General features: G+C 38.8%; 12 protein-coding genes and 2 tRNA genes. 12 read left to right on the top strand and 2 right to left on the bottom strand.

Translation table 11 applies throughout. The annotated features are described in order from the left end of the window. Positions 1–97: 97 nt before the first annotated feature. Positions 98–171 (top strand) — tRNA-Asn (locus tag HDF25_RS17270). Positions 172–289: 118 nt separating this feature from the next. Further along, a tRNA-Asn gene (locus HDF25_RS17265) sits at positions 290–363 on the top strand. A 133-nt stretch (positions 364–496) separates the two neighbouring features. Here HDF25_RS17265 and HDF25_RS17260 read toward each other — a convergent pair. After that, entirely contained in the window at positions 497–1,867 is a 1,371-nt protein-coding gene (locus HDF25_RS17260) for a hypothetical protein (protein WP_184627010.1), read from the bottom strand. Between the two features lie 178 nt (positions 1,868–2,045). Between HDF25_RS17260 and HDF25_RS17255 the strand changes: the two genes are divergently transcribed. The 7 genes from HDF25_RS17255 to HDF25_RS17225 all read left to right on the top strand — a co-directional run bounded on the left by HDF25_RS17255 (position 2,046) and on the right by HDF25_RS17225 (position 8,602). Further along, positions 2,046–2,426, top strand: coding sequence for a DoxX family membrane protein (locus HDF25_RS17255; protein ID WP_184627008.1), 381 nt, complete (start codon positions 2,046–2,048; stop codon positions 2,424–2,426). Between the two features lie 45 nt (positions 2,427–2,471). Then, positions 2,472–2,783 carry an ArsR/SmtB family transcription factor gene (locus HDF25_RS17250; protein ID WP_184627006.1) on the top strand — a complete coding sequence of 104 codons (312 nt, stop codon included), beginning with the start codon at positions 2,472–2,474 and terminating at the stop codon, positions 2,781–2,783. Positions 2,784–2,787: 4 nt separating this feature from the next. Further along, entirely contained in the window at positions 2,788–3,201 is a 414-nt protein-coding gene (locus tag HDF25_RS17245; RefSeq protein ID WP_184627004.1) for an SRPBCC family protein, read from the top strand. Between the two features lie 20 nt (positions 3,202–3,221). After that, positions 3,222–3,920 carry a family 16 glycoside hydrolase gene (locus tag HDF25_RS17240; RefSeq protein WP_184627002.1) on the top strand — a complete coding sequence of 233 codons (699 nt, stop codon included), beginning with the start codon at positions 3,222–3,224 and terminating at the stop codon, positions 3,918–3,920. 130 nt (positions 3,921–4,050) lie between these two features. Next, positions 4,051–6,009, top strand: a complete 1,959-nt coding sequence (locus HDF25_RS17235; RefSeq protein WP_184627000.1) for a KUP/HAK/KT family potassium transporter — start codon at positions 4,051–4,053, stop codon at positions 6,007–6,009. A gap of 93 nt (positions 6,010–6,102) precedes the next feature. Then, a complete protein-coding gene (locus tag HDF25_RS17230) occupies positions 6,103–6,867 on the top strand; it encodes a hypothetical protein (RefSeq protein WP_184626998.1) in 765 nt (254 codons plus the stop codon). A 418-nt stretch (positions 6,868–7,285) separates the two neighbouring features. Next, positions 7,286–8,602, top strand: coding sequence for a DUF3472 domain-containing protein (locus tag HDF25_RS17225; protein ID WP_184626996.1), 1,317 nt, complete (start codon positions 7,286–7,288; stop codon positions 8,600–8,602). A gap of 64 nt (positions 8,603–8,666) precedes the next feature. Here HDF25_RS17225 and HDF25_RS17220 read toward each other — a convergent pair whose 3' ends face one another. Beyond that, positions 8,667–9,605, bottom strand: a complete 939-nt coding sequence (locus tag HDF25_RS17220) for an NADP-dependent oxidoreductase (protein ID WP_184626994.1) — start codon at positions 9,603–9,605, stop codon at positions 8,667–8,669. Between the two features lie 84 nt (positions 9,606–9,689). Here HDF25_RS17220 and HDF25_RS17215 point away from each other — a divergent pair, with 84 nt between their 5' ends. From HDF25_RS17215 to HDF25_RS17205, 3 genes are all read left to right on the top strand, one after another. Next, the gene (locus tag HDF25_RS17215) at positions 9,690–10,526 is read left to right on the top strand and encodes an AraC family transcriptional regulator (protein ID WP_184626992.1); all 837 of its coding nucleotides are present in this window, start codon (positions 9,690–9,692) and stop codon (positions 10,524–10,526) included. Positions 10,527–10,899: 373 nt separating this feature from the next. Further along, complete coding sequence (locus HDF25_RS17210; protein WP_184626990.1) at positions 10,900–11,463, top strand: porin family protein; 564 nt, start codon at positions 10,900–10,902, stop codon at positions 11,461–11,463. A gap of 169 nt (positions 11,464–11,632) precedes the next feature. Next, on the top strand, positions 11,633–14,065 hold the full coding sequence (locus HDF25_RS17205) for a DUF5686 family protein (RefSeq protein WP_184626988.1): 2,433 nt from the start codon (positions 11,633–11,635) through the stop codon (positions 14,063–14,065). Positions 14,066–14,131 lie beyond the last annotated feature (66 nt).

Here is a 14,131-nt window from a genome sequence, read left to right as displayed (position 1 = left end):
AAATAATTTAAAAGCCCTAATATTGCAATCCCAAAACGAACGAAGCTTTATGCAGTTCATTAAAGCAGAAAGACGTTTCGGGATAACCAGAGAATACTCCTTCTTAGCTCAGCTGGTTAGAGCATCTGACTGTTAATCAGAGGGTCGCTGGTTCGAGCCCAGCAGAGGGAGCAGATTAAAAACCTTTCAATGTCATGTTGAAAGGTTTTTTCTGTTAAAGTAGAGGGCATTGCCTTTTTTATTACGCTTAAACTTTAAAAAAAAGCGTTATTTTTTTTAAAACCAGCACTCCTTCTTAGCTCAGCTGGTTAGAGCATCTGACTGTTAATCAGAGGGTCGCTGGTTCGAGCCCAGCAGAGGGAGCAGATTGAAGAAAGCCTTTCAGTGAAAACTGAGAGGCTTTTCTTTTTTACACATGGTGAGCAACTGGTCATCCCAAGAGAAGTTTTTAAACACCACATGAGGTCTCAGATGGAGAACGAAATGTCTTATATGATTATAGACTGTTTAGGTAACTATTGCAAAGTGTTTTATAGGCATCGTCTAACTTTCCCTTTTTCAACCAGCTACACACGACATCATGATAATCACGGTTCTTATATTCGATAAGTAGATAAACCAGTTCAATATCACTTATATCCGCATTTTTCATGATGTTAGGAAGGACCTGCTTCACCAGGTCGCTATTTTTACCTTGCAGGTTTTTTACGATAGCATGTTTAACCATTCTGTCCTGATTTGGTTTAGATAGGCATTCAATTAAAAACTGAATAGATTTCTTATCTTTTCTGCCTGAGAAATAATCATACAATGGATATATCTGCTTTTGATTTTTAGTCTTCGTGATAGTTTCACAGACCTCATCGAAGTAAATCTCATTATCTAAAACTGAGGTTCGCGTAATAAATGCGAAATAGTCTTTTGGCACATCATGGTCTCTCAGAACCTTGAACCATTTCCGCACCGTCTGTTCCCTCTTTGATTCAACCAATGCCCCGAGCAGATCTGTATTTACTGAATCTCTTTTCAGTAGGTCATCTAAATATTGTCTGTCATTTACTGAGTTACTATTTGCTATTGCTGTTAATGCTACAGCCCTTAGATTGTTATTATCTAGATACGGTTGCACGAGGTTCAACATATCTCCTGCCCCAAAGCTGGCCAAGACACTAATTCCCCATCCCTTTAAATCATCAGCTCCATTTGTCACAACATTCCTCAGTAACCCTTCCTTTATTGAATTAAACTCCCCTTTAGCCATTGCCCTGATTGCTAGGTATTGCACGAAAGGATTTTTACTTTTAATACTATCTAAAGCAAATGGCTCAATTACGTCAACGTCAAGTTGCAGAAATGGTGTTATGAGATAAGTTACTGCATCTTTACCTTCGAAGCTGACAATAGTTTTAACAAGCGGAGTAATGTCTCTGGTGTTTAATACCATTAGAATATTCGCCGCCCAGAAATCCTTGTAACTGTTTTTGGCAAGAATTGATGTAATGAGTTTTATTTTCGAGGTGTCATTGGTGGCTGCCGCCATAAAATAGCCCAGACTATTTTTATAAGCCGCGGAATCCAACAATAATAAATCAATATTCTTCTGATATAAGTCATCTGATTTAAATGACGCCAAAGGATAAGCGGATGTTTCCTTGCCGGTAAGCATTGCTGCAAACCGGGAATTTGAATTGAAGAAAAACAGCAGATGATTGTATTTTTTAAAAAGACTGTCAACCTGATTGGTAGGATAACCTGTTAAAACTAACTGTTGAAAGTCTTGCTCAAAATCTTTGCTTGTTTGTGCTTTACTAAAAAAACTTACAAATAGGAGTAATAAAGGCAATATTTTAGCTGCTGTTAATTTCATATTCTCTATAGCTAGAGAGCGAAGTTAAGTGTTAACAATCTGGCTTTCTTTGACAAAAATCAAAAAATCTCAAATAAACCCACCCTAAGTTTAATTTTTTTTTAAAAAATATTTGAGAAACTAACTAGTTGCATATATATTTGCAACCAGTTGGTTTCTTATTTAAAATAAAATAATTATGAAAAGTAAAATTCTCTTCGTTTTATGCCTGCTCACCGGGCTGATGTTCATCAATGCAGGTTTGGATAAATTCTTTCACTACATGCCCCTTCCAGCGCAAATGCCGGATAAAATGGTGAAAGTAATGAAAGCATTTATGGAAATAGGCTGGCTCCTGCCGCTGGTCGGTACCGTAGAAATTCTTGGCGGTTTGTTGTTAATCTTCCCTCGGACCAGGCCACTCGGGGCTATTGTTATCGTGCCGATTCTGACAGGTATTCTACTGGCCAATATTACTATGGCTCCATCTGGATTACCTATTGCATTTGTATTGATCGCAATTATTCTTTGGGTAATTATCGACAATAAGGAAAAATATCTGCCCTTGATCAGGAAATAATTTAAATATTACAGGGCTTGTGAGCCCTATATAAAATAACGTGTAGTGAGAAGAGATATATTCCAGGCTATAGCCGATCCGACCCGAAGGGCTATCATCGCTTTAATTGCCATACAGGCAATGACCCCTAATGCCATTGCTCAACACTTTGATACCACAAGGCAGGCAATTTCAAAACATCTCAGGGTTTTAACTGAATGTGAACTGGTCAGGCAAGGACATCAGGGACGGGAAATCTATTATCAGCTTGAAATTGACAAAATGAAAGAAATAGACAAATGGCTCGAACAATTCAGGGAGCTGTGGGAGACCCGCTTTCAACAATTGGATGAGCTTTTATTAACCATTCAAAAATAAAAAGATGAGCAACAAAATTACTGTTACTGCCAAGGTAAATGCAGACATTAAAAAAGTATGGGACTGCTATACAAATCCTGAACATATCACAAAATGGAACTTTGCAGATCCTTCCTGGCAATGTCCTTCTGCGACAAATGATATGCGGGTTGGCGGGAAATATTCGGCAAGGATGGAGGCAAAAGATGGAAGTTTCGGTTTTGACTTTGAAGCGGTTTATAATGAGGTGATTGAAGGTGAAAAATTCACCTATGCCATGCCAGACGGAAGGCAGGTGACTGTTGTTTTTAATGAAAATGGTACCCAAACCGACGTTATTGTAACATTTGATGCAGAAGAACAAAACTCCCTTGAGATGCAGAAAAATGGTTGGCAGGCCATACTTGACAACTTTAAAAAATATACCGAAGCAAACTAACTCTCTATAAACACTCAGCCATGAATAGATCCATTGTTTTAAAAGCAGATTTTAGTATTTCTTTAAAGAAACGTTATTTCTATCGTTTCTTATATATAGTTGTGTTTCTATTCTCTATTGTAAACAAAGGGATGGCACAACATGCGACTTATAACTTAGCTGATCTCAAATCGAAAGGGTTATTTATTATGGAAAACAGGAGCATGTCCCCGTTGACGGAGAAGCACGCTGTCCGGTTCTCATCCGCAGATGGATCTGGTGTCGCATGGCTAAAAAATGTTGAATTTTCTAACGGAACTATCGAAGTAGATCTGCGTGGTAAAGATATCAAACAAGGTAGTTTTTTAGGAATTGCATTCCATGGCGTTTCGAAAGATAGCTGTGAAGCGATCTATTTCAGACCGTTCAATTTTCTATCAAAAGACAGTCTTCAGCAAGCCCATATGGTACAGTATGTTTTTGATCCGGCTTTTGGGTGGGAACGTCTGAGAAATGAACATCCTGGTGTATATGAAAAGAAACTCCAATCTCCGCCAGCCCCAAATGACTGGTTTCATGTCAAGATTGTGGTGAAGGGAAAAATCATCAAAGTATATGTGAATAATTCAACTGAATCTTGTTTGGAGGTTAGCTCTTTAAATGAGAAAATGAGTGGAAAGCTTGGTCTCTGGGTTGGGAATTCTTCAGCCGGGGATTTTGCAAATCTTGTGGTGAATTAAAGGTGAATAATAATATTTATGCAGATCAGAATGGCCCTGTTTTTGAATAGAAACGAAAAGGAGACCTATCCATTCAATTTGTTCGGAATGCCCGCTTGATGTTATTTTGGAATTAAGACACGAATATCCTATGAGTACAATTGCACAAACGAGCATCCGGAAATTTCAGTCGCAGGTTAAGCTTGCAGGCATACTGATAGCTACAGGTATTGTTTTTGGGGATATCGGAACTTCTCCGCTTTACACTTATACCGCTATTTTCCAGCCCGGCGAAGTCATTGACAGTATGAAAGCTCTTGGCATCCTGAGTTGTATTATATGGACACTTACCTTACAGACAACGGTCAAGTATATCCTTATTACCTTACAGGCAGATAATAATGGAGAGGGTGGAATTTTTTCCCTTTATACATTGATCAGACGTTATTACGGAAAATGGGTAGTCATTCTGGCTATACTTGGTGGTTCATTTTTGATTTCCGACGGAATTATTACCCCTCCGATTTCAGTTGCTTCGGCCGTTGAAGGGCTTAAATTGTATTATCCTCACCTGAATACAATCCCTATTGTTATAACTATTCTTGTATTTCTGTTTGTAATCCAGCAATTCGGTACACAGGTTATAGGTAAGATATTCGGACCGGTTATGATATTGTGGTTCGCATTCATGGGGATCATCGGGTTTATGGCATTAAGTAAAGACTTTACCGTTTTAAAAGCGCTTAATCCCGTATATGCTTTTAATTTCCTTTTGCATTATCCGAAAGGGTTCTGGCTGTTGGGAGGAGTCTTTCTTTGTACGACAGGTGCAGAAGCGTTATACAGTGATATGGGGCATGTAGGACGTAATAATATCAGGGTGAGCTGGATCTTTATCAAAATTGCACTGATCCTGTCTTATGCCGGTCAGACCGCGTGGCTTTTAAGTGCCGGGAAGGCTAATAATTTGAGTCCGTTCTTTAATATCGTTCCTTTGCCTATTTATATCCCTGCTGTTGTGTTATCCACTCTGGCTACTATTATTGCCAGCCAGGCCCTAATTAGCGGGTGTTTTACATTAGCCAATGAAGCTATACATTTAGGCTTGTGGCCAAGACATAAAATTATTTTTCCCGGCAATATTAAAGGACAACTTTATATCCCATTCTTTAACTGGGCATTGATGGCAGCCTGTATAAGTGTTGTCCTGTATTTCAGGGAGTCAACAAAAATGGAGGCTGCTTTTGGTCTCTCAGTCACGTTGACGATGCTTTCAACAACCTGCCTGATCGTCTTGTATATGTTATCCCGAAGAAGGTCCTTAGCTATAATTATCCCCGTTACCATTATGTTTCTAACGGTTGAGATTTCTTTTTTGATTGCAAATCTGAAGAAGATCGCGGAAGGCGGATGGATCATGTTAATCATGGGAACAACATTATCCGCTATTATGCTGATCTGGAGATGGGGGCGGGGCACTGAAGAAAAACTGACAACCTACAGTGAATGGGAGCCAGATAATTTAAAAAGACTGGTGGGGCTCAGTCATGGAGAACGTATTGAGAACTTCAGTACACATCTGATCTATATTACCTCTTCTCCTTGGCCACAAAGAATTGAAGATAAGACACTCAATTCTATCTTTACTTCACCGCTGAAAAAGGCTGACATTTATTGGTTCTTTCATATCAGTATAACCGATGAACCCTATACCTTACAGTATAAAATTAATACACTTTCGTCCAATGACGCCTATTTCGTCGATCTGAAACTTGGTTTCAGAGTGCCTCCCAGAGTAGATTTATTTTTCAGGAAAATAGCTCAGGAATTAATTAAATCCGGAGAACTGGACCGTGAATATCGCGAAGACCTGAAGTTTGAACAAAATCCTATAGGTGGTTATAAATTTATTGTGATCAGTTCTTTTCTGTCGTTTGATAATCAGCTGCCTTTCTGGAAGAATTTCCTGATCCGGATATATTATAATATTAAAGGGGTGGCTGTGACCCAGGATGATAATTATGGACTGGATCCCAGTAATGTTATTTTCGAAAAGTATCCTCTTGTCTATACCTCTGCTGATCACATCAGACTGGAAAGAATAAAATAAACAGCTATTGTATGCATATTCTTGTAAACATGTATTTTGAGTCTGCTTCAGAATGGTCTATCTTAGCGAAAAGATTAAAAAAACATATTTGATATGAAAAAGTACATTCTGTTATTTCTTTTATTCCTCTCTTTTTCGGGCTATGCCCAAAATACCCTTAACAATTACAAATACGTAATTGTACCTGAAAAGCTTAGTTTCCTGAAGCAAAAGGATCAGTATAAATTAAATACACTGATCAAAATATTCCTTGAAGAAAGAGGGTTTACAACTTATTTCGATAATGCTGACCTACCCAATGAAATTGCAACTAACAGATGCAGTGCACTGAACGCAGATGTATTAGAAAAAAATGGGATGTTTACAACTAATCTTACCCTTTTATTAAAAGACTGCCAGGGTAATATTATTTTTAAAACCAAGGAAGGTAAAAGCAGGGAAAAAGAATATAACGTCTCTTATAATCTTGCTTTAAGAGATGCGCTTACGTCATTTGATAATGTTAAATATACTTATAACGGATCAACTAATGTACAGCAAAGCCAGCAGAAGGCTGTTGTCACTACCACTGTAGTTACGCCCCCGGTGGTCAATCAAGCCCCTGCCAAAGTCGTGGTTGCAGCTGAGACAAATCAACCTGCCGGAACATTATATGCACAGCCAACAAAAAATGGATATCAATTGATAGATACAGCTCCAAAAATAATTCTGACCTTGTTTAAGACTTCTGTTGAGGATTATTTTATTGCGGGTAACGGATCATTTAACGGAATAGTTCTCCGGAAAAACGGGAATTGGTACTTCGAATACTACAAGAACGATCAGCTTGTTGCTGATAAGCTGATGATCAAATTTTAAGAAATCATAAAACAGACTGAAAATGGTCTGAGTAAGCTAAGACAGAAAGCCCTTTCATTATTAAATGAAAGGGCTTTCTGTCTTAATTGCGATGTGGTCAAACGTTTGCGCATTGCTGTGTAAATGGTTGAAATTCAGATTGTATGTGCGAAATAGGTTGGTCTTGACAGGCTCCTGCCGCTAAAAGATGGTTATCAGGAGTTTTCGTATTTGTGCAACCCGGATTTTTATAATTTGATATCAAAAAAAAGCATCAGATTGTGTTCTTTATCGCGATGAATTATTGTTTTTAGTGTAACCAACAGCTATACAAACGTTTGTGTAATTATAATTTGATAAATATGATTGTCTGATGTTTAAGTTTGATTTACAGGGATTTAACCAACCCTTTTAATCATCTAACTAAACTCAACTATTTATGAAAACAAGACATTTTATCTACTGTTGTTTATCGCTGCTCTGTTTCTTCTCCTGTAAGAAAGATGGACAACAGCCCAATGCTCAGGCAAACTCATTAAGTTCGCTGAATGGCAAATCTGCTAATTCGCTGGGGGGAAGCTCCCTGGATGTGCCTATGGGCGGCAATGCATTTGTTACTACTTTAGGTTCAGGAGGAAATGAAGTCGTGACCACCAATACACTTTCAAACTGGAGTAATGCGAACAGCATTTTTTCTTCCTATTTCCGTTTAGGAACAACAGGGACATTGACTGTGAAAATGAAAGCTAAGGTAGCTTCTGGAAGCAGCGTTGTTAAACTGACAATTAATGGGACAGCATTTACAGTAAACCTTTCCGGATCAGCTTATACGACTTACGATGTGGGGACAGTCAACATCGCAAATGCTGGTTACGTAAAAGTAGATTTCCAGGGGGTCAATCGCACAGGTGGCTATTATGCAGATGTCTCAGATCTGATCATCAGCGGTACAGCCGTTGCATCAAACGTTAATTATGCCAATGATTCAGCTAATTTCTATTGGTCAAGAAGAGGACCCTCAGTTCATCTGGGATATACAGCTCCGGCTAATTCTGAATGGTTTTATAGTGAGGTGACAGTGCCGGTAGGGCAGGATCCGGTTGGGTCTTATTATATGGCAAATGGTTTTGGAGAAGGTTATTTTGGTATGCAGGTAAATTCTCCGACGGAACGGAGGATACTCTTCTCTGTATGGAATCCGACCAGTGGTACGACAACATGGACAAGAAAAGGGACTAACGTAGTCGCTACTAATTTTACGGGTGAAGGAACAGGTGGACAATCCTATTTAGTTTATAACTGGGTAGCTGGTAATACTTATAAATTCCTGACCCAGGGTGCTCCTGACAATAACGGTAATACTGTTTATTCCTCCTGGTTTTATGCGCCTGAGTTAGGCTCATGGCAATTTATAGCAACCTGGTCAAGACCGAATACGAGTACGTATCTGACGGGTCTTTACTCTTTCCTTGAGAATTTTGCAGATACGAATGGTTATTTTGGAAGACAGGCTCAATATGGAAATCAATGGGTTAAGAGCTCTACTGGCACCTGGACAGAACTAACCAGCGCTTATTTTGACGGAGATGCGACAGTAAATAACCAGCAGCGGATGGATTATGGTGGCGGATTACAAAACGGACAGTTTTATTTGCAGAATGGAGGTTTCTTTGCGAATTACGTGAATGTAAATCAAACCTTTAACCGGTCAGCGACAGGTACTGTACCTGTAATTAATTTCTCTACACTTCCTTAGTCTTGTATTGATCAAAACAAGAGGCGCAGTGATTTTGCCGCGTCTCTTGTTATAAATTCAGTAATTAAGGGATAGTGATAACTATTTTACCCTGTGTTTTTCCTGTCTCAACAGCTAGATGGGCATCTCTCATCTGTTCCAGAGCAAATGTCTGAGATACATGTGATTTAAGGCTTCCGGCCTTTAATAATCCGGCAATATGTTTCATACCCTCTCCATCAGAATGAACTAGGATAAAGTAACCATTGATGCCTTTTGCTTCGGCCTTTTCGGTTACTGCTTCGCGCAGACCAGAAGGGATACTGATAATCGTACTACCGGTTTTCATCACTTCTAACGAACGATCTATATTCTCGCCGCCAATGGTGTCCAGTACAAAATCAATATTGCTGGTCTCTTTCTCAAAGGGGCCAGAGGTATAGTCAATATGTTCATCAACGCCTAAGCTTAAAACGAAATCTTTCTTATCCGCAGAAGATGTACCGATGACATAGGCACCAAGATGTTTAGCTATCTGGACAGCATAGTGTCCAACCCCACCCCCGGCAGCGTGAATTAAAACCCGGTCTCCTTTTTTAATTTTCGCATGATCAACCAGTGCCTGCCATGCCGTCAAAGCAGCTAATGTGGCTGCTGCTGCCTCTTCAAAACTGATATTGGCAGGTTTTATAGCAAGATGAGCGGCTGGCGCAGCTACGTATTCTGCATAAGCTTTACCATGCCCCGGAAAATTGACCATCCCAAATACTTCGTCTCCTTCTTTAAAGAGATCAGAATTAGATGCCTTTACTATACCCGAAATATCCCAGCCCAGAATTATCGGATCTTCGTCTTTAAGTTTTGCGGCATAACCTTTACCGCTGCGGGTTTTAACATCCACCGGGTTAATGCTGATTGCTTTTACTTGTACAAGTACTTCCTGTTCATGAATTGTTGGGATGGACAAATTGCTCAAAACGAGGTTTTCGACACCTCCAAATTCTTTTAATATGATGCTTTTCATTTTTTTGATTCTTATAAGACAAAATTATCATGATTTAACCCGGTTCTTTTGTATATGCTTTCTCTATTTCAGTAAATTTGCGTCATGCGCAGGGAGACTCTATATGAACCTTTTGAAATTGTATTAAAAGAATTGGATGAATGCCCTAAGGAAGGACATGAACATAATTTCTTTGAACTGATTTATATCGTCTCTGGTACGGGACAGCAATGTATCAATAAGAATCACTTTGATTATCATGGCGGGCACTTATTCCTGATTACTCCTGATGACTGCCACTCTTTTAAAATTAAGGAAACCACTCAATTTCTATTTATCAGGTTTAATAATATCTATATTAAAAATAGTGCTTTACATCAGGAAAGTGTACAGAAACTGGAGTTTATCTTACAGCATGCCAATCATCAGCCTGGCTGTGTCCTGAAAAATAAGACAGACAAAAGCCTCGTTAAACCTATGATTGAGGCTATTATCCGTGAATATGTGAACAGAGACCTTTATAATAAAGAGCTGATCAGGCAGCTGATTAATACACTGATTATCGTTGTGGCGAGGAATATTGCAAAATATCTTCCTGAACAGATCAACGAGCAATCTGAAGAGAAAGCGCTGGGAATCCTGGAATATATCCAGAGTAATATCTGCGAACCTGAGAAATTAAGTGCTCTAAATCTGGGAAATGTATTCGGTATATCTGAGTCTTATCTCGGACGGTACTTTAAGAAACACGCTCAGGAAACGATGCAGGATTATATTATGAAATATAAACTCAAACTGATAGAAAACCGTCTCCTTCACAGTGACCTCAGGATTGGTGAGATCTCACGGGAATTTGGTTTTACCGATGAAAGTCATCTTAACAGGACTTTTAAGAAATATAAAGGCACCAGTCCATCAGGTTTCAGAAAAATATACAAATAACTTCAGCACAGTTATTTAGTTAAATAATTTTCATCTTCTTTTCTTATTGATCTTTCAGGATCGTCTGCACTTCGTGCAGAGAAATAATAATTATTTCAAAATGGAGTAGGGGTATATCTCTGTCATGGCGTCTAATCAGTAAACAAGCACAAAATGAGACATTTTAAGAGAGTCTATTTATTATTGAGACGAGCTTTATTCAGCTTTAAGAAATTAGCCTGAAAACTGTAGAAAAAATTGGATGTGCTATTGGATGCGATAAAATGTCGTTTCGGTAGGGTAAAATTCCGTCTCAGTTACTTTGTCTTTCTTATTTCGTTCATGATGTGCTAAAATTGTCTGATAAAAAAACGTAAAAATTAATTATTCAAGTATGAAAAAGTTATTGTTAGTAGCAGGATTATTGGCTTCTGTAAGTTTAGTAAAAGCACAGGATATTCAGTTAATCCCGAAAGCAGGTTTAAGTTTCTCTAAGCAAGCCATCAGTAATATGGACGGTGAGAAGACAAAAGTTGGCTTTACAGCTGGTTTAGGTGCTAATTTCAGAATTGCTAAATCTGCATTCTCCATTCAGCCGGAGTTAAATTATGTGAGCGCAGGTACCAAAATTAAAAATGTTAGTACCAGCTATAACCTGAATTATCTGGAGCTGCCAGTGTTGGCGAAATATTCTTTCGGTCCGGTATATGTGAATGCGGGCCCGTCTGTAGGCATGGCATTGGGTGGCATGAAAAAAATGGAAAGTTTTTATCAGGCCTCGGTTCAGCGATTCAATTTCGGTATCCAGATGGGTGGCGGTGTGGCCATTCCGGTTGGTAAAGGAAGTGTGTTGATTGATGCCAGATATGCACTGGGATTAACAGATGTAAATAAAGGACCAGCAACAGCTAAAAACCGTGGTTTCGTAACTACAATTGGTTACGCAATTCCTCTTTAATCATTTTGCATTGATACAAAAGCCCGTGATTTGGGTAATGGGCTTTTGTAATTCAACTATTTGTAATCCCAGTCAATTGTGGCCTGCAGGCTTTATGAGGTTTCTTATTTTAATATCTTTTCTTTTTTTATGCTCCGGGGCGGTAGGCCAGGTTATACAGGTAAAAGGTTTGATTACTGACAAATCAACGGGACAGCCAATTCATGGAATAACCGTAGGTTTTGAAAATTCCACCATTAAAACTTCAAGTGACCACAATGGGGTTTATACGCTGAGCTCAAAAGATCAGGTGAGATCAATCCATTTCAATGGTGTCGGCTACCGGAAATTAAAACTGGATATTCCCGCCGGACATAACCATCACCTGAACATTCAGTTAGAACCGCATACTCAGGACCTCTCCGAGGTGAGTATCTCTGTCGCACATAAACCAAGGTACAGAAACAAAGATAATCCGGCCGTTGAGCTGATCAAAAAGGTTATCGCGCATAAAGAATCCAATGCCGCAAATCTTCAGAACTATCTGTCCTATCAGGAATACGAAAAACTGAATATCCTTTTAAGTATGACTACCGAAAAAGCAAGGACATCAAAACTGCTTAAAAGGTTATCATTTTTAAAAGATAATTCAGATTCACTGAGTAAGCCGGGTAAGATGCTGACCCCAATTTTTATGAAAGAAAAGGTAAGCCAGAACCTGGTTTATCAGAATCCGTTTAAACAGGAATCTGCTGTGCTGGCTGAAAAGCAGTCCCGTATCGATCAGTTTATTGATGAAGATGGAATTAATGAATATCTGGATAAGATTTACCAGCGTGTTGATATTTATCAGGATAATATCGGAATGGGAAATCAGAGTTTTATGAGTCCGGTTTCAGGTCTCGCACCCCAGTTTTATAAATATTTTATCATTGATACTTTAAAAGATGTTTCTCCGATGCAGGTCAAACTGATGTTTGCCCCGAGAAATAAAGAAGATGTGCTTTTTCTGGGCTACCTGTATGTTTCTCTGGATGGTAAATATGCGGTACAAAAAGCTTCGCTGTCTATCAATTCCAAAATAAATATCAATTGGGTCAAGGACATGCACATCTCTCTTCAGTACGATCAGGATAGTACTGGGCATTATTATCTGGGTAAAAGTGTGATGGCAATGGATTTAGGGGTCTTTAAAGAGGGGGCTACCATTTTTGGAGAAAGAACCTTGTTTGTAAATAATTTTGTGAGCAGTCCAAAGGCACTGAATATTAAACTGGCAGAGGCTAATCCGCTTAAATCTATTCCCGTCGAAAAATTCAGGCCGGAAGAACTTTCATCTACTGAACGGATGGCCTATAAAAATATTGATAGTCTGAAAAAATCAAGCTCTTTTAAACGGGCTATGGGAGCTGTTTCGTTTTTACTCTCCGGCTATATCGGACAAGGTAAAGTAGAAGTCGGGCCATTCAATTCATTTTATAGTTTTAATCATGTGGAAGGCCTTAGATTTCGCGTTGGGGGGCGTACCACAGATTTATTCAGTAAACGGGTCTTTTTTGACGGACATGTCGCCTATGGTACACGTGATCATCGTTGGAAATATTCATTAGGAACTATTCTTTCTCTTTCTCCGGGTTCTATTTATGCTTTTCCGGTCAGGTCACTGACCTTAAGACATAGCTTTGAAACACAAATTCCCGGACAGGATCTTAACTTCCTGGAAGACGATAACTTCCTGCTATCTTTTAAAAGAGGGGTTAATAATAAATGGTTATATAACAGAAAATGGTTGCTGGAATATCTTCATGAAACAGAAGATCACTTTTCCTTTAAGGTCGCCTATAAAAATCAGGTTCTAAATCCGGCAGGAGGACTTCGGTTCACTACGCTGACCGATGCCGGCCCTTTAGCTATTCCGGCGATTAACAGTTCAGAGTTTTCTGCGGAAATCAGATGGGCTCCTCATGAACAATTCTATCAGGGGAAACGTTTCAGAAGACCCATACGGAACGGGTACCCAGTTTTTACTTTAAGGGGATCTGTAGGAGTTAAAGGATTCATAAATGGAGATTACGATTATCAGAATCTGACCTTTAACGTTTTTAAAAGGACTTATTTATCTCAGTTTGGCTATTCCGATATTATTCTGGAAGCGGGGAAGGTATTTGGAAAAGTCCCTTTTCCTTTGTTAACCATTCACAGGGCCAATCAGACTTATGCCTATGAATTGCCCTCTTATAACCTGATGAATTTCATGGAATTCATGAGTGATAAATATGCCAGCATTAATGTAGAGCACAATTTTAATGGATTTTTCCTGAATAAGATCCCTTTGGTCAAGAGGCTTCAGCTCAGAGAAATTGCCACGATAAAGGTACTGAGCGGATCACTATCCAATAAAAATGATCCGCGTCAGAGCCCAGGTTTGTACCAGTTCCCTCAGGATAAATTAGGTAATGATGTGTCTTTTAAATTAGGCTCCACACCCTATATTGAAGGCAGTGTAGGTTTATCTAATATTTTCAAAATACTAAGAGTGGATCTGGTCAGAAGATTTACCTATCTGGAAAACCCACATATAGCCAAATGGGGAATCAGAGCGAAAATCAAAGTGGACTTTTAATAAAATGGTATTTTCATGTCGTTTATTATTTAATATTAAACGATTTACCTTTTCTTTGCAAAAAAA

It is taken from the genome of Pedobacter cryoconitis (assembly GCF_014207135.1).
GTDB classification, from domain to species: Bacteria; Bacteroidota; Bacteroidia; order Sphingobacteriales; family Sphingobacteriaceae; genus Pedobacter; species Pedobacter cryoconitis_D.
This window is presented reverse-complemented; position numbering and strand designations above follow the sequence as displayed.

What these genes read in the sequence shown, in the direction of transcription:
- HDF25_RS17260 (WP_184627010.1), bottom strand. Translation starts at nt 1,867, where the DNA reads ATGAAATTAACAGCAGCTAAAATATTGCCTTTATTACTCCTATTTGTA.
- HDF25_RS17255 (WP_184627008.1), top strand. Translation starts at nt 2,046, where the DNA reads ATGAAAAGTAAAATTCTCTTCGTTTTATGCCTGCTCACCGGGCTGATG.
- HDF25_RS17245 (WP_184627004.1), top strand. Translation starts at nt 2,788, where the DNA reads ATGAGCAACAAAATTACTGTTACTGCCAAGGTAAATGCAGACATTAAA.
- HDF25_RS17240 (WP_184627002.1), top strand. Translation starts at nt 3,222, where the DNA reads ATGAATAGATCCATTGTTTTAAAAGCAGATTTTAGTATTTCTTTAAAG.
- HDF25_RS17235 (WP_184627000.1), top strand. Translation starts at nt 4,051, where the DNA reads ATGAGTACAATTGCACAAACGAGCATCCGGAAATTTCAGTCGCAGGTT.
- HDF25_RS17230 (WP_184626998.1), top strand. Translation starts at nt 6,103, where the DNA reads ATGAAAAAGTACATTCTGTTATTTCTTTTATTCCTCTCTTTTTCGGGC.
- HDF25_RS17225 (WP_184626996.1), top strand. Translation starts at nt 7,286, where the DNA reads ATGAAAACAAGACATTTTATCTACTGTTGTTTATCGCTGCTCTGTTTC.
- HDF25_RS17220 (WP_184626994.1), bottom strand. Translation starts at nt 9,605, where the DNA reads ATGAAAAGCATCATATTAAAAGAATTTGGAGGTGTCGAAAACCTCGTT.
- HDF25_RS17215 (WP_184626992.1), top strand. Translation starts at nt 9,690, where the DNA reads ATGCGCAGGGAGACTCTATATGAACCTTTTGAAATTGTATTAAAAGAA.
- HDF25_RS17210 (WP_184626990.1), top strand. Translation starts at nt 10,900, where the DNA reads ATGAAAAAGTTATTGTTAGTAGCAGGATTATTGGCTTCTGTAAGTTTA.